We start from the raw sequence: 19,410 nt of genomic DNA on the forward strand, positions 1-19,410 counted from the left end.
GGTTATGACAAGTCAGCGCGGCGACGCAAGGGCTTGCTGGCGAAAAAGTCTCACATGGTACGGTCACAGATTTCTTTGCGGCGCTGGAATGTGGATATTTATCGTTAGATAACAAATGGATGCAGGTACTGCAATGTCGTGAGCGGGCCAACACCGCCATTCCTGAGGCGTAGCAGACCCCTTGCGAATACCGCTATGTCGTTATAATGACTTTTGCCGAACCAATGACCTCTCACGGCACGGGAACGCCGCGGGACGCCAAGGACAGAGAACAATGGGAGACTGGCAATGAGCATGCTTTCACTTCACCGGCGCGCAGCACTTGGGCTGATCGGCGGCCTTGCCGCCGCCTGCGCCGGCGTCTTCGCCTCATTGCCGGCGCGAGCCGCCGACAGCACGGTGACGCTGTGGAGCTGGCGCACCGAGGACGAGGCCGCGATGCGCCGCATCTTCGATGCCTTCGAGGCGAAGAGCCCCGGCATCAAGGTCGCCATCCAGTTCACGCCCGATGCCGACTACCAGAACCGGCTGAGTACGGCGCTGCGCGGCGGGCGCGGGCCCGACATCGCCCAGCTCAAGGCCTATGGCGAATTGCAGCCCTTCGTCGAGGCGGGCTATCTCGACGCGCTGGACGACAGCGTGCCGGAGCTGAAGAACATGGAGGACGCAGCGCTTGGCGGCGCGCGTGGCCGCGCTGACGGCAAGCTCTACGGCGTGCCCTACTCGGTGCCGATGATGGGCGTCTTCTACAACCAGGATATCTTCGCCGCCCAGGGCATCGAGATCCCCAAGACCTACAAGGATTTCACCGCCGTCTGCGAGAAGCTGAAGGCGGCCGGCATCACCCCGATCGCCACCGGTGGCGCCAACGGCTCGGCCTGGGAACTGGAGATCGCCGTCGGCGTCGTCGGCCCGACCGTCTATGGTCCCGGCTTCTACGACGAGATGATGAGCGGCAAGGCGACCTTCGAGGATCAGCGCTATGTGGCGGCGCTGAAGCGCTTCGCCGAGCTGAAGCCGTATTTCCCCGACGGCTTCGCCGGCATCGACTACACCACCGCCACGCAGCAGTTCATCGGCGGCAAGGCGGCGATGTTCCTCGGCGGTTCGTTCGAGAACGGCAGCTTCAAGGCGCAGAACCCGAAGCTGAAATTCTCGATCTTCCCGTTCCCCGCCGACGATGCCGGTGCAAAACTCTACACCTCGGCCTTCTCCGACGGCTCCTATGGCCTGGTCTCCGAGAGCCAAAACAAGGAGGCCGCGACCAAGGTGCTGGGCTTCATCGCTTCGGCAGAGTTCGCGCAGATGTTCGCCGACGAGCTCGGCTGGCCGCCGGCCCGCACGGATGTGACGGTGAAGGATCCAGTGCTGGCCTCGATGATGGAGATGGCGAAGAATTCGACGCCCTATCTGACGCTGGTCGGCTTCCGCTGGCAGTCGCCGACGGCGTCTTCGGTGCTGCAGTCGGAGATCATCGACATGGTCGAAGGCAACATCGCGCCGGAGAAGCTGGCGGCCGACATGCAGGCCGCAGTCGCCACCTGGTTCAAGCCGAAGCAGTAGGCGCGGCCGGTCGCAAAGCGGCCGGCCTCTCACGGACCAGAAAAGCGCATGAGCACCCTTCGCCGCACCAGCAGCCTTCGCCGCACGCAGCAGCGCATGGCCGTGCTGTTCACCCTGCCGGCGCTGGCGGTCTATGCGCTGTTCGTCCTCTATCCCCTGGGGATGTCGCTCTGGGGCAGCTTCTTCGTCTGGAAGGGGCTGCGCATGGTCGAGTTCGCCGGCCTGTCGAATTTCTCAAGGCTGTTCGTTTTCCCCAGCGGCGCGCGGCTCTACGGCGCGCTGTGGCACAACACCGCCTGGTTCTTCGGCATCATGCTGTTCCAGAACGGAATCGGGCTTTTGTTCGCCTGGCTGCTGTTCCTGCGCGACAGGGGTGCTGCGTTCTTCCAGTCGGTGTTCTTCTTTCCGGCGGTGCTGAGCCCGGTCATCGTCGGCGCGCTGTGGCGGTTGCTTTTGGCACCGGGCGGCGTCGTCGAATGGGCGCTGAACGGGCTCGGCCTGCACCAGGGCAGCCTGACTGTGCTCGGCAACAGCCACACCGCGCTCGCCATGCTGATCGCCGTCGATGCCTGGAACTGGATGGGCCTGCCGGTGCTGATCTACACGGCAGGTCTGCGGCAGATTTCCGGCCAGATTTTCGAGGCGGCAAAACTTGACGGCGCCGGCAATGCGCGCATGCTGTTCTCGATCGCGCTGCCGCTGCTGATGCCGGCGCTGGGCACGCTGACGACGCTGTCGTTCATCAACACCTTCAACCAGTTCGACATCGTCTATGTCATGCAGGGCGTGCAGGGCAATCCGAGCTATTCGACCGACACGCTGGTGACGTACTTCTACCGGCTGGCCTTCGGCGCGGAAGGTGCTGTCGGCATCACCGATATCGGTCTGGCTTTGGCGCTCGGCACCGTGCTGTTTTTGATCCTCAGCATCGGCACGCTCATGATGCTGCGCTTCTTCGACCGCCGCACGGTGCAGCTATGAGCGCGCTGGCGATTTCGCAAAGACCGGCCATCTCTCGGCAGCTGGCGCGGCTGCCCGGCTGGACGGTGCTGGTCGTTTGGACGGCGGCCGTGCTGTTGCCGCTCTACATCCTCATCGTCTCCTGTTTCAAGACCACGGCCGAGATCTACGACAACAGGCTCGGCCTGCCGCAAAGCTTTGCCCTCGACAATTTCATCAACGCCTGGACGCGCGCCGATCTCGGCCAGAATTTCATCAACAGCCTGATCGTCACGGGCGGCGCCGTCATCCTCACCATCGTCGTCTCGGCGATGGCCGCCTATCCGCTCAGCCGCTACAAGCTTGGCTGGAATGCCATCATGCTCGGCCTGTTCCTGTCCGGCATCATGCTGCCCATCCGGTTGGCCTCGGTCGAACTGTTCACGCTGATGCGCAATCTCGGCCTGCTGGATTCGCTGACCGGGCTGATCCTGGTCTATTCGGCGATCCGCATTCCCTTCGCCGTCTTCATCTTCGCCAATTTCATGCGCGTCTTGCCCTCCGAGTTGGACGAGGCGGCGCGCATGGACGGCGCCGGCGAGGTCCGCATCCTGTTCCAGATCATCCTGCCGATGGTCAAGCCGGCGGTGTCGATCGTGGCAATCTTCACCGCGATCGCGGTGTGGAACGATTTCTTCTTCCCGCTGATCTTCATCTTCGACGACCGCTACAAGACGGTGCCGCTGGCGATCAGCGTCTTCGTCGGCCAGTTCCGCACCGACTGGGGTCTGGTGTTCGCCTCGCTGGCGATATCCATGGCGCCCATCCTGATCATGTATTGTCTGCTGGCGCGCCAGATTCGCGAAGGCGTCGGTACCGGAGGGGGCATGAAATGATCGAAGACAGGATTTATGCGGCGAAATCGATCCTGGTGGTCGGCGCGCACGCCTTCGATGCCGAGGTGATGGCCGGGCCGCTGGCGGCCGCTGCCGTCAAGCGCGGCGCCACGGTGACCTTCCTGCATCTGACCATGGGTGAGCAGGGCCATCCGTACCTGGTTCCCGCGCATTATTGCGTGCAGAAGGAAGAGGAAGCGGGCAGCGCGGCGGAGCGGCTCGGCGTCACCATGCGTGGCTTTGGCCTGCGCGACGGCTTCCTGCCCACAGACGATCAGACGGCGCTCGAAGTGGGCGACATCATTCGCGAGCTGAAACCCGAGATCGTCATCACCCATTGGCATGGCAGTTGGCACAAGGACCATCGCGCCGCCGCGCATTTGACGAAGACCGGTATCTTCTTCGCCGGACTGCCGACCGTTGCCAGCGACCATCCGGCGCACACGCCGCAACTGCTGCTGTTCGGCGAGAACTGGGAGGACGATGACGGCTTCCGGCCCGAGCATCTCGTCGATGTCAGCGACGGGTTCGAGGCCTGGCGCGACGCGGTCATGGAGTATGAGCTGGCGCGCGGCCTGAGCAGCTTCCCCTATGTCGACTATTACAGTTCGCTCTACCGGCTGCGCGGCTGCCTGCGCGGCACGCGCCATGCACAGGCCTTCGCGGCGGCGTCGCATTCGTGGAATGCCGGCAGCGGCCTGTTCTCGCTCCCCTTCGGCAAAGGGTCCGGTCGATGAGGCGGGTACTCGCCATCGATCTCGGCGGCACCAATCTGCGCGCCGCCGTATCTACGGGCGATGTCGGTGCGTTGGAGGCGCTGGGCAGCGAGCCGGCGCCGGCAACCCTTGGTGCCTTCATTGCGCGAATCGACGCGCTGTGCGCTGAGGCCGGGTCGGTCTCAGCGCTTGGTATCGCGGTGCCGGGTCTGGTCGAGGGCTCAATCTGCCGCTGGATCCCCAACTTGCCGTTCCTCGACGGCGCCGATATCCAGCCGCTGTTTCCCAAACTGCGCGTAGCGCTCGGCAATGACGCGCAGATTGCGCTGCTGGCGGAGGCTGTCGAAGGCAGTGCGAAAAACATGTCGGATGCGATCCTGCTCGCCATCGGCACCGGCATCGGTTCGGCGGTGCTGGCCAATGGCCGCATCGTTGCCGGCGCGCATGGCGGCGCCTGCTCGTTCGGCTGGGCCTGCGCCGACGTCAAAGATCATGGCGAGGAGCGCAGCGGCTGGCTGGAGCGCGTCGCGTCGGGCCGGGCGCTTGATGCCCTTGCCGGACAGATCGGCCTTGCCGACGGCCGCCAGCTGATCGCCGCTGCCCAGGCCGGCGAACTGGCCGCACTCACCTTGCTTGAACTGCCGGCGCGACAGCTCGGCACCGCGCTTGCAGGCGCTGTCGCGCTGCTCGATCCGCAAGCGGTTCTGATTTCGGGTGGTTTGGCGGAGGCGCTGGATGTGATCCGGCCGCCGCTGCTTGCAGCGCTGCGACGCCAACTGCCGCCGCATCTGCGCGGCATCGACGTCAAGCCCGGAAAATTCGGTCCCCGCGCCGGCCTCGTCGGCGCGGCGCTGGCCGGCGCCGTTGGGCAAGGGTGGAGGCAGGTGCGATGAGCGAAGCAAGCTTTCAGCAGCCGGACCGCAGACGGCCGGAGCCGCTCTGGTATCAGGTCGAAGAGGCGATCCGCGCCATCGTCAAGAGCGGCGAATGGGCAACGGGCGACCAGATCCCGGCGGAGGACAGGCTGTGCGCCCTGTTCGGCGTCAGCCGTATCACGCTGCGCCACGCGCTGCGCAATCTCGAGGAGGCCGGGCTGCTCAGGCGCGAACATGGCCGCGGCACGTTCGTGCGCTCGACCACGCTGGTCGCCGGCACGCGCGAGCTGACCAGCTTCACCCAGGAGATGGGCAATATGGGCGTGGTCGCGGGCTCGCGTCTGCTCGACTGCAGCCTGACCACCGCCAACGCGGCGGCTGCCGGCGCGCTGGAGATCGAAGAGGGCGATCCGGTGGTGCGCATTCGCAGGCTGCGGCTCGGCAACAACGAGCCGATCGGCATCCAGACGGCGCAGCTGTCGGAGGTGCGCGTGCCGGGCTTCCTCGATGCCGGCCTGCTGCAGGGCTCGCTCTACGAGGCGCTGGAGCGCCATTACGGGATCGTGCCGGTGGCCGCGCGGGAGAACTACCGGGTCGGCGCGGTCGGCGCGGCGGACGCCGAACTGCTCGACCTCGCCGTCGGCAGCCCGGCCTTCGTCGTCGAACGCATCACCACCGACGAGCGCGGCCCGTTCGAATTCACCGTCTCGATCATGCGCGGCGACCGCTACGAAATCCGCTCGACGCTGCGCGCCGGACGCGTGCCACTGAACCCGAGAAGCTGATCCATTCCAGACCGACACAGCAAACAGGAGTATCCACGTGTCCGATCTCTACATCCACCGTCTCGCCGCCCTCATCGACCAGGCTGCGAAAGCCAATGAAGAGGCCTTTGGCCAGGCCGCCAGCCGCTTTGCCGACTCCCTCGAGGGCGGCGGGCTGGTGCATCTCTATGGCTCCGGCCATTCGGTGCTGCCGGTGCAGGAAGTGTTTCCGCGCTATGGCAGCTATGTCGGCTTCAACCCCCTGACCGACCCGCGCGTGATGTGGCACAATGTGCTCGGCGCCGGCGGCGTGCGCGAGCTTTTGTGGCTGGAGCGTACGGAAAAATACGCCGAAAAATTCCTCGACCATCAGCCGCTCAACAAGGGCGATTCGATCATCATCTTCGGCCATAGCGGCCGCAACTCGTCGGGCATCGACACCGCGCTATACGCCAGGAAGCGCGGCATCTTCGTCGTCGCGGTCACCAGCAAGAACAATCTGGACAAACCGGCGACGCATTCGTCCGGCAAGCGGCTGGCCGATGCCGCCGACCTCGTCATCGACACCTGCTCGCCGATCGAGGACGCCATCGTGCCGGTCGAGGGCTGGAGCCGGCCGGTGTCGGGCTCGTCGACGGTGCTTGCCATGATCCTGGCGCATGAGCTGATCGCGCGCACGGCCGAGCAGCTCGCCAAGCGCGGCATCGAACTGCCGGTCTTCGCCTCGCCGACCATTGCCGGCGTGACGCTGCACGACACCGACGTCATCTACGGCGTCTACCGCGAGCGCATGCTGGAGGCGCAGCAGAAGCACCTGCCGACCTTCCAGGCAACGATGCGCGGAGAGTGAAAAAAGGGAGGCCCGGCACATGCCGGGCCTCCGAAGTCTCGTTCCTCAATTCCTATCCGCTCAACGCCGCTTCGGGCGGCCCGCGGGCGATTTGTTGCCGCGCGGCCCGCTCTGAACCGGCGTGTTGCCCTGGTTTTCCTCCGACAGCTTGCGCCAGCGGGCAAGGCGCTCGGGGTCGAGCGTACCCGCCTTCAACGCAGCCTGCACCGCGCAGCCCGGTTCGTGGACATGGGTGCAGTCGCGGAATTTGCACAGCGGTGCGAGCTCGGTGATTTCGGCAAACAGCGTGTCGATGCCGGAGGCGACGTCGCTGACATGCAGTGTGCGCATGCCCGGCGTGTCGATTACCCAGCCGCCGCCGGCAATGGCGTGCAGCGATCTGGCTGTGGTGGTGTGGCGACCCTTGGCATCGTGTTCCCGGATGCCCGCGGTCTGTTGCGGCGATTGCTGCGCCGATCCGGCCAGCGTGTTGACCAGCGTCGATTTGCCGACGCCGGAGGAGCCGACCAGCGCCACCGTCTGCCCTGCGCCACACCAGGGAGCAAGCGCCGCTGCGGCATCGGCGACGCGCGGGTTCAGCGTCACTACTGGCAAACCACGCTGAAGGGCGGCAGCCTGGCTTTGGTATCTCTCGACATCGTCAGCGGTGTCGGCCTTGGTCAGCAGGATCACCGGCGTCGTTCCGGCCTGGTTGGCCAGCGCCAGATAGCGCTCGAGCCGGGCGATGTTGAAATCGGCATTGCAGGACGTCACGATGAACAGCGTGTCGACATTGGCCGCGGCCAGCTGCGGGATCCTGCCTCCCTGTGTGCGGCGCTCCAGCACCGTCTTGCGGGTCAGGCGGCGGCGCAGCAGATGCGTATGCGGCTCGACCAGCACCCAGTCGCCGACGGCGTAGTCGCCGGTGTTGGCATTGGCCGGCAGCGTCAGATCCACTGGCCCTGCCCGGGACAGGCCGGCCAGGCGGTCGCGGTGCACCGAGGCGATGCGCGTCGGCACGAGGTCTGCCTCATCGGCTTCAAGCTGGTCGCCGAAGAAATCCGTCCAGCCCAGGCTTGCGAGGGAAGCCGTCACGGTTTTGACCACGGCGACGGCGTCACAGACATCGGAGAGTATCCTTTGGCAAAATGGGCGCGGACCCTCGGGGCGGTTGTTCAAGCCGTGTATGGGCGGCATGGCGGCATTTGGCAAGCCGAACCGCGCCGATGGCCGAGCCGTTTCGCGCACCACGTTGGAACGCATCGCGGCGGTGGTTCGCTGAACGTCACCAGACACGGAATCCTATCGTGGCACCTATCCGCGTCGCGTGCGTCGAGGGTCGTTCAACATTGAGGAAAAGTCCTATGCGCTTACGCGTCGTTACTCTCAATGTCTGCAACACGGAAGGCGAACCGGAGCGCCTGGCGGCCATCAACCGGGAGCTGAGGCGGCTCGACCCCGATCTGTCGCTCTCCAGGACGTCGTCCAGACAGCCGATGTGAAATCCCTCGATACGCTGCCGATGGTCTTGATTTGCATGCCACGCATCAGGCCTCGTCGTCGACCTCGAAGTTGGCAGGGACGGCTGAGGATGGCAGGTCGAGAAGCCTGCCAAAAGGGGGAGGGGGATGGCCGGTACCGCAGGGGGCGGGGGGTTGGGATGGGGTTGCCTGAAGCACCGGCCAAAGCGGGACAAGTCCCACGCCCACAAGCTAGCAGAGCTTGGATCGGTTCATATGGTGTGATCGCGGAACTGGCGCAAAAGCGCTTTCACATCCCCGCGCAGGCGTCGGCAACGAGCCCGCAACCGGGGGTTTCCTGTCGGTTGGTGGGTTGCGCAAGCGTCGGTTGAAGGCGCTGCGGGAGGCTGTCGTTTTTAGTGCGGTTCGAGTGCTATGCGCTCAGCGACAGGTGCTCAAGGCAGGGCAATCGCGTGGCGCCACCACATGCGATTGTCCTGCTTACGCCACCGGCAGCGTTCGCCCCGCAATCAGATCCGCAGCCTTCTCCGCAATCATGACCACGGCGGCGTTGGTGTTCGACGACACGATGCTTGGCATGACCGAGCTGTCGCAGACACGCAGGCCTTGCAGCCCGCGCACGCGAAGCTCGGGGTCGACGACGCTGTCGGCATCGCCGCCCATCCGGCAGGTGCCGACTGGGTGATAGGCGCTGCGGCCATGTTCTCGGGCGAAGGCTTCGAGTGCTGAGCGCCCCTGCATCGCCTTGCCGGGCAGATGCTCGCGGCTGATGTATCTGGCGAAGGCTGGCTGCGACAGGATTTCGCGGCTGATCTCGATGCCGTCGATGGCGCGTTCGAGATCATAGCGCTCGGCGAACGGGTTGGGGTCGATGATGGGCGCATCGCGCAGGTCCGCGGACTTGAGCGTGACGCTGCCGCGCGAACGCGGGCGCACATGGTAGGAGTTCAGCGTGCAGCCATTGCCGCCGGGAACCGAGCCGATGCCTTCCTCGACGCCGGCGCCGGGCAGGAAATGGAACTGGATGTCCGGCGTCTTCTCCGCGCGGTCGCCCCACCAGAAGCCGCCGGCCTCGACGATGTTGGAGGCCACCGGCCCCTTGCCGAACAGCGCATATTCAAGACCGGCAACCGCCTGCCAGCGCTTCTTCTTGTAACGGTCGATGCCATGCGGTCCGTTGAGCTCGGCGACGACATCGACGTCCATGTGATCGTGCAGATTCTGGCCGACGTTTTTGGAATCGTGGACCACCTCGATGCCGTGATGGCCGAGATGCACGGCCGGGCCGATGCCGGACAGCATCAGCAATTTCGGCGAGCCGATGGCGCCGGCGGCGACGATGACTTCGCGCTCGGCGCGGAGCAGTTCGGTGCGGCCATTGACGATGATCTCGACACCGATGGCGCGGCCGTTCTCGACCACGATGCGGCTGACGGAGGCGTCGGTGCGTAGCGTCAGATTCTTGCGGCCGAGCGCCGGCTTCAGATAGGCGACCGCCGTGCTCGAGCGTTTCCCCCGACGCGTCGTCGTCTGGTAGAAGCCGGCGCCCGCCTGCTCACCGGCGTTGAAGTCGGCGCGGAAAGGAAGGCCCGCCTGCTGCGCCGCCTTGACGAAGATGCGGGTCAGCGGATGCGGCGCGCCGCTGGAGACGCCGAGCGGGCCGTCAGTGCCGTGCTGCGCATCGGCAAAAGTGTCGTTGCCCTCGGAGCGGACGAAGTAGGGCAGCACGTCGGCATAGCTCCAGCCGGCACAGCCATTCTCAGTCGCCCAGCCGTCATAATCCTCAGGGCAGCCGCGGGTGAACACCTGGGCGTTGATCGAGGAGCCGCCGCCCAGCACGCGGGCCTGCGGATAGACCATGGTGCGGCCATCGATCTCCTTGCCGGGCGCGGTGTCATAACCCCAGATCAGCGGCCCCGACGTCATCTTGAAGAAGCCGACCGGCAGATGGATGTAGCGGTCGGTGTCGGGCGGACCGGCCTCGAGCAGCACGACGGACACGTCCGGGTCCTCGCTCAGCCGGGCGGCCAGAATGCAGCCAGCCGAACCGCCGCCGACAATGATGTAATCCGTCATTTCCACTCCCGGGTTCTCTTTGTTGGAGCATGATCTCCGGACAAAACGGTTTCCCGATTTGTCCGAGAAAACCGGTTCCCACTTCTAGGGATCATGCTCCGGCGGGCGATGAAAATCACCGCCCCTTCCTCTTGCGCGCGACGATCTCAAGTCGCTTGTGCCACGTCAAGAGAAAGGGTATGGTTATCGTGTTGAAGGGTTGTCGTACAAGTGGAGGAGCTTGACGACCCTCACCAGGAGGTCCCGGCCGCGCTCCCCGCGCAAGATGCCGGGCGGAACAGAATTCAATCGGGAGGATTCGAGGTATGAACGACACGAAGAATTTTGCGGTCAACCGGCGCACGCTGATGATGGGCGCCACCGCCGGCGTGGCGGCACTCGCCATGCCGAGCGTGCTGCGCGCGCAGGACAAGCCGACGCTGGTGACGTCGATCCGCTCGCTGTCCAACCCCTATCACGCGGTGTGGAAGACCGGCGCGGAAGCGTATGCCAAATGGGCCGGGCTGGAACACGTCACGCTGGTTTCGGAAGGCAACAGCGAGAAGGGCATTGCCGACATCAAGGCGATGCTGGCCAAGACCGGCGGCAACATGGTGCTGAATTCCGATCCCAACGACACGCCCGATGCGCGCCCGATCGTCGAGGCCTGCGCCAAGGCCGGCGCCTATGTGGTGACGCAGTGGAACAAGCCTGGGGATCTGCACCCGAAGGATTTCAACCCGAACTATGTCTCGCATATCGAGTTCGACGGCATCGACAGCGGCAAGACCATCGCCGAGATCCTGTTCAAGACCATTGGCGGCAAGGGCGGCATCGTCGCACTCGGCGGCCTGATCTCGACCACGGCGGCGATCGAACGCAAGAAGGGCCTCGATGCGGCGCTCGCCGCCAACCCGGACATCAAGCTGCTCGACTTCCAGGTCGCCAACTGGAAGTCGACCGAAGCCTTCGACCTGATGGGCAATCTGCTCACCCGCTTCGGCGACGACATCAAGGGCATCTGGGCCGCCAATGACGATATGGGCTCCGGTGCACTGGAAGCGCTGCGTGCCGAAAATCTCGCCGGCAAGGTGCCGATCGTCGGCGTCGACGGCATCAAGACGGCGGTCGATGCGGTGCGCACCGGCGAGTTCGCCTGCACCGTCACTTCGGATCCGTTCTGGCAGGGCGGCATGGGTCTGGCCATCGGCTACAACGCCAAGATCGGCAAGTTCGACCCGACCAAGGAGCCCCCGGAGCACCGCGAGTTCTACGGCAAGGCGGTGCTGATCTCGCACGACAATGTCGAGGAATATTACAAGACCAATGTCGATGCGAAGCCCGAGATCGACTGGAACGATCTGTGGGGCCGGGTCACCGGAGCAATCCGCACCTGATCCATCGGAGTGGGCTGCAACTCCCTGGCGGCCCGCTTCCTCCCGCAGCCGTCGCGATCCCCTTGTCGCGACGGCTGTCACCAGCAGACGGGAAGCGGTTTCTTGACAATCCATACAGAACCCCTGAAGTCCGTTTCGGACATCGAGCGGACGACGCCCATGACACCGTTCCCCGGCCGCATCGCGACATTCCTGGGCGGCAGGCGCTGGCGCAGCCTGGCGCCGCTGGCGGTGCTGATTGTACTCTGCGTACTCATCGCCATTGCCAACCCCAATTTCATCGAGCTGCGCAATCTGGTGCGGCTTGCGAATTCCGCCGCCGTGCCGCTGACGCTGGCGATGGGGCTGACCTTCATCATCCTGATGGGCAGCATCGACCTCGCAGTCGAAGGCACGCTTTCGGTGGCGGCGATGGTGCTTGTGCTGCTCGCCGCCAATGACGGCAACGGCAACGACTATGGCTGGTGGGCGGTGCTCGCTGCCATCGCCGCCGGCACCGCCATGGGCTTCGTCAGCGGTCTCATCCAGACCATGCTGCGCATCCCGTCCTTCATGGGCACGCTCGGCATGTGGTTCATCGGCCTCGGCCTGTCGGTCTATATGCTGGGCGGCACGGCCATCAAGCTGAACGACGCCTCGATCCGCGACCTGGCCTTGCACCGTTTCCTCGGCCTGCCGGTGGCGGTCTGGGTCGCGTTCGGCGCCTTCCTGCTCGCCACTGTCATCCAGTATCACACCAAGCTCGGCCGCCACATATTGGCGATCGGCGGTGATGAGGATGTCGCCAAGCTCTCCGGCGTCAATGTCGTGCGCGTGCGCATCACCGCTTTTGCGCTGGCCGGGTTCTTCTTCGGCATTGCCGGCGTGCTGGCCGCGGCACAGCTCGGCCAGTCGCACGCCGTCATCGGCGACGGCAGGCTGTTTGCAGCGGTCACCGCAGTGGTCGTCGGCGGCACCGCTTTGACCGGCGGCGAGGGCGGCGTCGTCAACACGCTGATCGGTGTGCTGATCGTCACCGTGCTTGCCAATGGCATGATCCTGCTCGGCATCTCGCCCTACATCCAGCAGACGGTGCAGGGTCTGATGATCATCGCCGCGGTGGCGCTGTCGCTCGACCGTGTCCGCCTGAAAATCGTCAAGTGAACGCCATGCTGCAGGCGTCCAGCATCATCAAGAATTTCCCCGGCGTCCAGGCGCTGCGCGACGTCTCAATCGAGGTGCGGCCCAATGAAGTTGTCGGGCTGATCGGCGAGAACGGCGCCGGCAAGTCGACGCTGATGCGGGTGCTGGCCGGCGGCTACCGGCCGGATAGCGGCTCGCTGACGCTGGATGGCGAACAGCTGCGCATGCGCAACGCCCGTGATGCGGCCAGGCATGGCATCGGCATGGTGTTCCAGGAGCAGTCGCTGGTGCTGAACCTGACGGTTGCCGAAAACATCTATCTCGGCGAAGAGGACCGCTTCACCCGCTTCGGCCTCGTCAATTGGCGCGCCATGAACGCGGCGGCGCGGCGGCAACTGGCCAAGATCGGCATCGACATCGACGTCACCGCGCGCACCTCCGAACTCACCTTCGCCGCACGCCAGATGGTCGAGCTCGCCAAGGCGCTGACCTTGGAGGAAGTGGTCGAGCGGCAGTTGCTGATCCTGCTCGACGAGCCGACCTCGGTGCTCAACGCCGCCGACATCGAGGTGCTGTTCGCGCGGGTGCGGTCGCTCAAATCCCGCGCCAGCTTCGTCTTCGTCTCGCACCGCCTCGAAGAGGTGCTCAATATCTCCGACCGCGTCTACACGATGAAGGATGGCGCCGTCGTTGCCGAACATCGTGCAGCCGAAGTCACCGCGCCTGAGCTGCACGAGATCATGGTCGGGCGCGGCCTGCAGGCCGAATATTACCGCGAGGCCCGCCAGCTCGCGCCGCGCGATATCGTGATGGTCGAGGCCAAGGGGCTTGGCGCCAACGGTTTCTATCACGGCGTCGATCTCTCGATCCGGGCCGGCGAGATTGTCGGCATTGCCGGCGTCGTCGGCTCCGGCCGCGAGGAGGTGACGCGCACCGTTGGCGGCTTCGTCCAGCATGATGCCGGCGAGATGAAAATCGCCGGCGATGCCGTGCGCTTCTCCTCGCCGGAGCCGGCTGTGCGCAAGGGCATCGGCTATGTCCCGCGCGAGCGCCGGCTCGAAGGGCTGGTGATGTTCCTGTCGATCGCGGAGAACATTTCGCTGGCCGATCTCTCCAGCGTCATGCGCCATGGCGCCATCGACTATGGCAAGGAGCGCCGGCTTGCCGCCGACTGGATCAAGCGGCTGCGCATCAAGGCGCCCGGTCCCGATGCCGCCTGCCGCAAGCTCAGCGGCGGCAACCAGCAGAAGGTGGTGCTGGCGCGCTGGATGACGGCGGGCTCGCGCATCCTGGTGCTCGACCATCCCACACGCGGGCTCGATGTCGGCGCCAAGGAAGAGGTCTACGAATTGGTGCGCGACCTCTCCGCGCAAGGCGTGGCGATCCTTTTGATTTCCGACACGCTGGAGGAAACGATCGGTCTGTCGCACCAGGTGCTGGTGATGCGCGACGGTGCAATCACCGCGCGCTTCGATGCCAGTCCGGGCAACAAGCCGAACCAGGTCGATCTTCTCAGGGCAATGGTGTGAACCGATGAATGAGGCGTTCTCCATCAGGCAGGTTTTCGAGGGCAAGTGGACGCAAGGCGCCATTCCGCTGATCCTGCTTGTGGGCCTGCTTTTGATCATTGAGATCGCCGCGCCCGGCTTCCTCACCGGCGAAACCGTGGCGCTTTTGTTTGCCAACACTGCCGTGCTGTTCATCCTGGCGACCGGCGTCACCTTCGCCATCCTGCTTGGCGGCATCGATTTGTCGATCCAGGCGGTGGCATCGCTGGCCAGCGTCATCCTGGCGCAATTGCTGCCTTCGCTCGGCCTTGCCGCCTTTCCGGTGGCGATCCTGTCGGGGCTCGCCTTCGGCGTGTTGAGCGGTGTCGTCCATGTCAAGCTGCGCGTGCCGTCCTTCGTCGCGACACTCGCCACCGGCGGCGTGGTCACCGGCCTGGCGCTCTGGGTCTCCAATGGCCGCGCCATCACCATCGAGGAAGGTGGCCGAGAAAACACGGCGTGGATCAACGCCACCATCATCGGCATTCCGGTGGTGGTGCTGATTTCGGCGGTCATCGGCATCGCCGCCTTTCTGGCGCTGCGCTACACACGCTTCGGCCGGCAAGCGATCGCGGTCGGCGCCGGCGAACCGGCGGCGTGGGCCGCGGGCATCAATGTCGACCGCACCAAGATCATCGCCTTTGCCGCGTCGGGTATGCTCGCGGCCATCGCCGGCATCGTGCTGGCAGCCAGGCTGTCGAGCGGTTCGCCGGTGCTGGCCAACCAGCTGCTGCTGCCGGCCATCGCCGCCGTCATCGTCGGCGGCACGGCGATCACCGGCGGGCTCGGCGGCGTTGCCCGCACGGCGGTCGGCGCGCTGATCATCTCGATCGTGCGCATCGGCATGACCTTCGTCGGCGTCAATATTTTCCTGGAAAACATGGTGTTCGGCGCGGTGCTCATTGCCGCCGTCGCCATTACCATCGACCGCAGCAAGATCGCGGTCATCAAGTGATCCCGCCTCCCAGGCAAGCGCGGACAGGACGGGACCGCATCGGCGCGAGGCCGATGCGGTCCGGCCCGATCGGATTACATCGTGTCGAGGCCGATCAGCTCGATCTTGTAGCCATCGGGGTCTTCGACGAAAGCGATGTGGGTGGTGCCGTGCTGCATCGGGCCGGGCTTGCGCGGGATCTTGGCGCCGCGCTTTTCCAGTTCGGCGCAGACCGCGTAGATGTCATTGACGCCGAGCGCCAGGTGGCCGAAGCCGGTGCCGATCTCATAGGGTTCCTCGCGGCCCCAGTTCAGCGTCAGCTCGACGACGGCTTCCTTGTCCTCGGGGCCGTAGCCGACAAAGGCGTTGGTGAACTTGCCGCCGGGGTAGTCGTCGCGGCGCAGCAGGGTCATGCCGAGCACCTCGGTGTAGAAGGCGATCGACTTGTCGAGGTCGAGCACCCTGATCATGGTGTGCATAGCGAAAGCCCGGGGCGTCGCTCATTGGGGAAGTCCTCCGAATTCTGTGATTTGCGGGTCCGATCATCCACATCGAACGCTTGGCGGCAAGCCTCGCTTGATGTTCTCAATCAGGGTTGTATGATAACACGACAACACCGGTATTTGTCCAGCCGTTTTGCCGAGGGGCCCAGAGCCAATCCATGAATGCCGTGCCGCCACCCTCCGGATCGCAGATCGCAGCCCTGGCCGGCCTGCTGCCGAATGGCGGGCTGCTGACCGAGGAAGCGGATCTGGCGCGCTACAGCCGCGATTGGTCGGGCGATCATTTCGGCCGGCCGCTGGCCGTGGCGCGGCCCTCTTCGGTGGAGGAGATGTCGGCGCTGATGCGGTTCTGCCATGCCGAGCGCATTCCGGTGGTGCCGCAAGGCGGCCTGACCGGGCTCGTGGGCGCCGCAGTGGCGGCGGATGGCGGCGAGGTCGTCATCTCGCTGGAGCGGATGACCAGGATTCGCTCGATCAGCCCGATCGATTTCGCCATGGTGGTCGAGGCCGGCTGCATCCTCGAGGACGCCAAGCGCGCCGCCGAAGCGAGCGACTGCCTGCTGCCGATCACCTTCGGCGCGCAAGGCAGCTGCCGCATCGGCGGCAATGTCGCCACCAATGCCGGCGGCTTCAACGTGCTGCGCTACGGCATGACGCGCGACCTGGTGCTTGGCCTCGAAGTGGTGCTGGCCGACGGCCGCATCTGGAACGGGCTGAAAGTGCTGCGCAAGGACAACCGCGGCTATGATCTGAAGCAGATCTTCATCGGCTCGGAGGGCACGCTAGGCGTCGTCACCGCGGCGGCGCTGAAGCTGTTCCCCAAGCCGACGCAGATCGAAACCGCGCTGGTCGGCTTGCGCTCCGTCGAGGATGCGATGGCACTCTATGCCCGCGCCCGGCGCGATTGTAGCGACCTGCTCACCGCCTTCGAACTGATCCTGCGCGTCGGCATCCAGATCACCATGCGCGAGGGCAAGGATTTTCCCGATCCGCTCAGCCAGCCTTACCCGGCCTATGTGCTGATCGAGGTGTCCTCCGGCGGGCTGATCGACCTCTCCAACATGCTGCTGGGGTTTCTCGGCAGCGTCGAGGACATCGTCGAGGACGGCGTCATCGCTTCGACCAGGGCTCAAGGTGAGCGGTTGTGGCTCTACCGCGAGATCATGGTCGAGCGGCAGGGCAGGGGCGGGCGCTACCTGCGCACCGATGTGTCGGTGCCGATCTCCAGGCTTGCCGATTTCGTCACCGATGCGCTGGCCGCCTTGGAGAAAGCCCGGCCCGACGCGCTGGCCGTCACCTACGGCCATGTCGGCGACGGCAACATCCACCTCAACGTCGTGCCGCCGGAAGGCATGGGCACCGAGGCGATGGAACATTTGTTCGAGCAGGCGGAAGCCGAGATCTTCACCGTCGTCGATCGCTATGGCGGCTCTATCAGCGCCGAGCACGGCATCGGCCGGGTCAAGCAGAAGGCGTTCCTCGAACGCATCGATCCGGTGACGCTCGACCTCGCCGCCGGCATCAAGGACGCATTCGACCCGCGCTACATTCTCAGCAACGGCCGCATTCTGGCGTCCGCATCCGCCGTCGACTATAGGTGAGCGATGACGCTGAAACTCGACAAGGTCAATCGCGGCCCACACCTCTCCACTCTGGTGGCCAGTTCCATCTCGCGCGAGATCGCGCAAGGCCGGCTGAAGCCGGGTGACCAGCTGCCGACCGAGGCGGCGCTGGCAACCACTTTCGGGGTCAGCCGCAACGTGGTGCGCGAGGCGATCGCGCGGCTGCGCTCGGAAGGCCGAATCTGGTCGCAGCAGGGGCGCGGCGCCTTCGTGGTCGAGAGCAACAACCCGACGGTGCTGACCATCGACCATGAGACGCTGCAGCGCGCCGACTCGTTTCGCAATCTGTTCGAACTGCGTGGCATCCTCGAAGTGCAGGCGGCGGCCCTTGCCGCAAAACGGCGCAGCGACGCCGATCTCAAAGCCATGGGCGATGCGCTGTCCGGCATGCGCCCCGCCCCCTATGGCAGCGTCGCCTGGCTGCGCAGCGACCTCGAATTCCACCGCACCGTCGCCGAGGCGACGCGCAATTCCTACATGGGCCAATTCCTGGTCTTCGTGTCCGAGCGGGTGCGCGAAAGCATTCTCGCCGCCGGCAACCAGCAAAAGTCGGACGACATGGCCCGCATCACGCTCGGCGAACATGAGCGCATCCTGAGAGCGATCCGTGCCGGCGACGCCGAAGGGGCGCAAGCCGCGATGCGCGACCATCTGGCGGGCGCGGCGCTGCGGGTGGGGTTGCATGAGGGGGAAGCTGCGGAGATAGCGCCGGGGCCCGAGGCAGCGTCTCCGGTACGGCATTCGCGGTTGCGGAAGGCTGTGCGCGGGCAGGCTTAGGGATAGCCTTGCCTTGTCCGCGCGCTGGGCCAATCGCCTATGGCGGCGCTGACCCCCACTCCGTCTCGGCTTCGCCGAGCCACCTTGCCGGGGCGAGCCACGGGTCTCGCCCGTCCTTCGGACCCCCCATTTCATGGGGATGAGGAATGCCATCTCCGAGATCGCAGCCCTTCAAAAGCTTGGGTTTCCTCTCCCCCACGAATGTGGGGGTAGAGGTGGCTCGGCGAAGCCGAGACGGAGTGGGGGAGCGCCATATCAGATTTCACACGGTCGTCGGCTCAACCAGCTCAGGGCCGGAGATAGGCCGCCACCCCACCGCGCTATTTCAGCGGCAGAAACAGCTCAAGCACCACCTCACGCACCGGTCCGTTCGACGAAAAGTGCCGTTGGCAATAGATCGGAAAGTCGCGCGCCTCCTCGCCGCTGGCCGGAAGCCATTCGCGGTACAGGTAAAGCGCTGCCGGCTCGAGATTGTTGGTGTTGCCGGGATAGCGCAGCACCGCGCATCGTCCGGCGGGGATCACGCCGGCCTTCATCTGCGCGTCCTCGATCGGCCCGCCTTCTACCGGCAGGTCGGTTCCGGCACAAATATCCATGCTGTAATCGGCCGGGTTCGCCGGCTCCCTTTCGGAACGGAAGATGTTGAAGGTCGGGCTTGTCTCGGGCGAGAGGCCGGCCGCCTTGCGCCAGGCGATGAAGCGCTGGATGGTGTCCTGGAGCGTCGCCCGGTCGCCGCGATGCTCCATGATCGCCACCGGCGTCGGCGGCACATCGCGGATCATCACGTCGGCGGGTTCGAAGATTATCTGCATGGAGCGTGGTCCTTGCTTTGTCGAGCGGCCCGAAGGCCATGAGCCACGCACCCCAGTCGGGAGACTTCCGGAACGACGAAGGCGATTGTCCGAACCGTTGCCGAAAGGCGCGGGCGAAGGCATCCGGTGCGTCGTAACCGGCATCCATCGCTACGTCGGTGACGCTTTGGGCGCCGCTCTCGGCAAGCCTGTAAGAAGCGCGCTTCAGGCGGGCGAGCTGGACATAGCGATGCACGGACAGCCCGAAGGTTGATGTGAACTGCCGGTGGAAATGGAATTTCGAGAACGCCGCGACGCCGCTTAGCGCCTCCAGGCCCAGATCGTCGTCCAGATGCTGGTCTATGTGGTCCAGCACCCTCTGCATCCGGGCATGGTAGTTTTCAAGTGGCGTCATCAAACGTCTCGTCCTGCGTGGCGACACCAGATAGGCGCTCCGGGGCATGTCGCGCTCGACCGATCTTGCGGTTTGACATGGCCAAAGAGGAGGTATGCGCAGCTAGGACGCGGGATAGTGGTTACCTAAGTCGATTTTAACGTGCCGGCTGCCTCTACTAGGCGCTGACAGATCGAAGTACTGG

17 protein-coding genes and 1 pseudogene are annotated in these 19,410 nt (G+C 65.2%); 14 read left to right on the forward strand and 4 right to left on the reverse strand.

Annotation, left to right across the window (positions count from 1 at the left end; all coding sequences use genetic code 11):
- Positions 1-288: 288 nt before the first annotated feature.
- The 7 genes from NLY33_RS10760 to NLY33_RS10790 are packed head-to-tail and all read left to right on the forward strand — an operon-like array spanning position 289 to position 6,603.
- On the forward strand, positions 289-1,563 hold the full coding sequence (locus NLY33_RS10760; RefSeq protein WP_023704167.1) for an extracellular solute-binding protein: 1,275 nt from the start codon (positions 289-291) through the stop codon (positions 1,561-1,563).
- A 48-nt stretch (positions 1,564-1,611) separates the two neighbouring features.
- On the forward strand, positions 1,612-2,544 hold the full coding sequence (locus NLY33_RS10765) for a carbohydrate ABC transporter permease (RefSeq protein WP_027049764.1): 933 nt from the start codon (positions 1,612-1,614) through the stop codon (positions 2,542-2,544).
- Positions 2,541-3,398: a carbohydrate ABC transporter permease gene (locus tag NLY33_RS10770; protein ID WP_023704165.1), complete on the forward strand. Its 858-nt coding sequence runs from the start codon at positions 2,541-2,543 to the stop codon at positions 3,396-3,398. Before NLY33_RS10765 ends, NLY33_RS10770 begins: the two co-directional genes overlap by 4 nt.
- Entirely contained in the window at positions 3,395-4,135 is a 741-nt protein-coding gene (locus NLY33_RS10775; protein ID WP_031195993.1) for a PIG-L deacetylase family protein, read from the forward strand. The genes NLY33_RS10770 and NLY33_RS10775 overlap by 4 nt, the downstream gene beginning before the upstream one ends.
- Complete coding sequence (locus NLY33_RS10780; RefSeq protein ID WP_023704164.1) at positions 4,132-5,007, forward strand: ROK family protein; 876 nt, start codon at positions 4,132-4,134, stop codon at positions 5,005-5,007. The genes NLY33_RS10775 and NLY33_RS10780 overlap by 4 nt, the downstream gene beginning before the upstream one ends.
- Positions 5,004-5,774, forward strand: a complete 771-nt coding sequence (locus NLY33_RS10785; protein WP_023704163.1) for a GntR family transcriptional regulator — start codon at positions 5,004-5,006, stop codon at positions 5,772-5,774. Before NLY33_RS10780 ends, NLY33_RS10785 begins: the two co-directional genes overlap by 4 nt.
- A 37-nt stretch (positions 5,775-5,811) precedes the next feature.
- Positions 5,812-6,603, forward strand: a complete 792-nt coding sequence (locus NLY33_RS10790) for a sugar isomerase domain-containing protein (protein WP_023700933.1) — start codon at positions 5,812-5,814, stop codon at positions 6,601-6,603.
- Between the two features lie 60 nt (positions 6,604-6,663).
- Here NLY33_RS10790 and rsgA read toward each other — a convergent pair whose 3' ends face one another.
- Positions 6,664-7,689: a ribosome small subunit-dependent GTPase A gene (gene rsgA / locus NLY33_RS10795; RefSeq protein ID WP_023704162.1), complete on the reverse strand. Its 1,026-nt coding sequence runs from the start codon at positions 7,687-7,689 to the stop codon at positions 6,664-6,666.
- A gap of 257 nt (positions 7,690-7,946) precedes the next feature.
- Between rsgA and NLY33_RS10800 the strand changes: the two genes are divergently transcribed.
- Complete coding sequence (locus NLY33_RS10800) at positions 7,947-8,084, forward strand: endonuclease/exonuclease/phosphatase family protein (RefSeq protein ID WP_023691904.1); 138 nt, start codon at positions 7,947-7,949, stop codon at positions 8,082-8,084.
- Positions 8,085-8,543: 459 nt separating this feature from the next.
- On the opposite strand, the gene NLY33_RS10805 is transcribed toward NLY33_RS10800, so the two are convergent.
- Complete coding sequence (locus NLY33_RS10805; RefSeq protein ID WP_023704161.1) at positions 8,544-10,139, reverse strand: GMC family oxidoreductase; 1,596 nt, start codon at positions 10,137-10,139, stop codon at positions 8,544-8,546.
- Between the two features lie 305 nt (positions 10,140-10,444).
- On the opposite strand from NLY33_RS10805, the gene NLY33_RS10810 reads away from it, so the two are divergent.
- The 4 genes from NLY33_RS10810 (at position 10,445) to NLY33_RS10825 (ending at position 15,139) form a co-directional block, all read left to right on the forward strand.
- Positions 10,445-11,515, forward strand: coding sequence for a sugar ABC transporter substrate-binding protein (locus tag NLY33_RS10810; RefSeq protein WP_023683136.1), 1,071 nt, complete (start codon positions 10,445-10,447; stop codon positions 11,513-11,515).
- Between the two features lie 102 nt (positions 11,516-11,617).
- Positions 11,618-12,658 carry an ABC transporter permease gene (locus NLY33_RS10815; protein ID WP_245260942.1) on the forward strand — a complete coding sequence of 347 codons (1,041 nt, stop codon included), beginning with the start codon at positions 11,618-11,620 and terminating at the stop codon, positions 12,656-12,658.
- A gap of 5 nt (positions 12,659-12,663) precedes the next feature.
- A complete protein-coding gene (locus tag NLY33_RS10820) occupies positions 12,664-14,166 on the forward strand; it encodes a sugar ABC transporter ATP-binding protein (RefSeq protein ID WP_023704159.1) in 1,503 nt (500 codons plus the stop codon).
- Between the two features lie 4 nt (positions 14,167-14,170).
- Complete coding sequence (locus tag NLY33_RS10825) at positions 14,171-15,139, forward strand: ABC transporter permease (protein WP_023704158.1); 969 nt, start codon at positions 14,171-14,173, stop codon at positions 15,137-15,139.
- A 74-nt stretch (positions 15,140-15,213) separates the two neighbouring features.
- On the opposite strand, the gene gloA is transcribed toward NLY33_RS10825, so the two are convergent.
- Complete coding sequence (gene gloA, locus NLY33_RS10830) at positions 15,214-15,597, reverse strand: lactoylglutathione lyase (RefSeq protein ID WP_023704157.1); 384 nt, start codon at positions 15,595-15,597, stop codon at positions 15,214-15,216.
- 182 nt (positions 15,598-15,779) lie between these two features.
- Here gloA and NLY33_RS10835 point away from each other — a divergent pair, with 182 nt between their 5' ends.
- Both NLY33_RS10835 and NLY33_RS10840 read left to right on the forward strand, forming a co-directional pair.
- Positions 15,780-17,222 (forward strand): FAD-binding oxidoreductase, encoded by a 1,443-nt coding sequence (locus tag NLY33_RS10835; RefSeq protein WP_023704156.1) that lies wholly within the window; start codon positions 15,780-15,782, stop codon positions 17,220-17,222.
- Between the two features lie 3 nt (positions 17,223-17,225).
- On the forward strand, positions 17,226-18,020 hold the full coding sequence (locus tag NLY33_RS10840) for a FadR/GntR family transcriptional regulator (protein ID WP_023683141.1): 795 nt from the start codon (positions 17,226-17,228) through the stop codon (positions 18,018-18,020).
- Between the two features lie 320 nt (positions 18,021-18,340).
- On the opposite strand, the pseudogene NLY33_RS10845 reads toward NLY33_RS10840, so the two are convergent.
- Positions 18,341-19,226 (reverse strand): annotated as a pseudogene (locus NLY33_RS10845) (AraC family transcriptional regulator).
- Between the last annotated feature and the right edge of the window lie 184 nt (positions 19,227-19,410).

It is taken from the genome of Mesorhizobium sp. C432A (assembly GCF_030323145.1).
Lineage (GTDB): Bacteria > Pseudomonadota > Alphaproteobacteria > Rhizobiales > Rhizobiaceae > Mesorhizobium.

Excerpts from the sequence above, each read along its gene's own strand:
- NLY33_RS10760 (WP_023704167.1), top strand. The coding sequence starts at position 289 with ATGAGCATGCTTTCACTTCACCGGCGCGCAGCACTTGGGCTGATCGGC.
- NLY33_RS10765 (WP_027049764.1), top strand. The coding sequence starts at position 1,612 with ATGAGCACCCTTCGCCGCACCAGCAGCCTTCGCCGCACGCAGCAGCGC.
- NLY33_RS10770 (WP_023704165.1), top strand. The coding sequence starts at position 2,541 with ATGAGCGCGCTGGCGATTTCGCAAAGACCGGCCATCTCTCGGCAGCTG.
- NLY33_RS10775 (WP_031195993.1), top strand. The coding sequence starts at position 3,395 with ATGATCGAAGACAGGATTTATGCGGCGAAATCGATCCTGGTGGTCGGC.
- NLY33_RS10780 (WP_023704164.1), top strand. The coding sequence starts at position 4,132 with ATGAGGCGGGTACTCGCCATCGATCTCGGCGGCACCAATCTGCGCGCC.
- NLY33_RS10785 (WP_023704163.1), top strand. The coding sequence starts at position 5,004 with ATGAGCGAAGCAAGCTTTCAGCAGCCGGACCGCAGACGGCCGGAGCCG.
- NLY33_RS10800 (WP_023691904.1), top strand. The coding sequence starts at position 7,947 with ATGCGCTTACGCGTCGTTACTCTCAATGTCTGCAACACGGAAGGCGAA.
- NLY33_RS10805 (WP_023704161.1), bottom strand. The coding sequence starts at position 10,139 with ATGACGGATTACATCATTGTCGGCGGCGGTTCGGCTGGCTGCATTCTG.
- NLY33_RS10810 (WP_023683136.1), top strand. The coding sequence starts at position 10,445 with ATGAACGACACGAAGAATTTTGCGGTCAACCGGCGCACGCTGATGATG.
- NLY33_RS10820 (WP_023704159.1), top strand. The coding sequence starts at position 12,664 with ATGCTGCAGGCGTCCAGCATCATCAAGAATTTCCCCGGCGTCCAGGCG.
- NLY33_RS10825 (WP_023704158.1), top strand. The coding sequence starts at position 14,171 with ATGAATGAGGCGTTCTCCATCAGGCAGGTTTTCGAGGGCAAGTGGACG.
- gloA (WP_023704157.1), bottom strand. The coding sequence starts at position 15,597 with ATGCACACCATGATCAGGGTGCTCGACCTCGACAAGTCGATCGCCTTC.
- NLY33_RS10835 (WP_023704156.1), top strand. The coding sequence starts at position 15,780 with ATGAATGCCGTGCCGCCACCCTCCGGATCGCAGATCGCAGCCCTGGCC.
- NLY33_RS10840 (WP_023683141.1), top strand. The coding sequence starts at position 17,226 with ATGACGCTGAAACTCGACAAGGTCAATCGCGGCCCACACCTCTCCACT.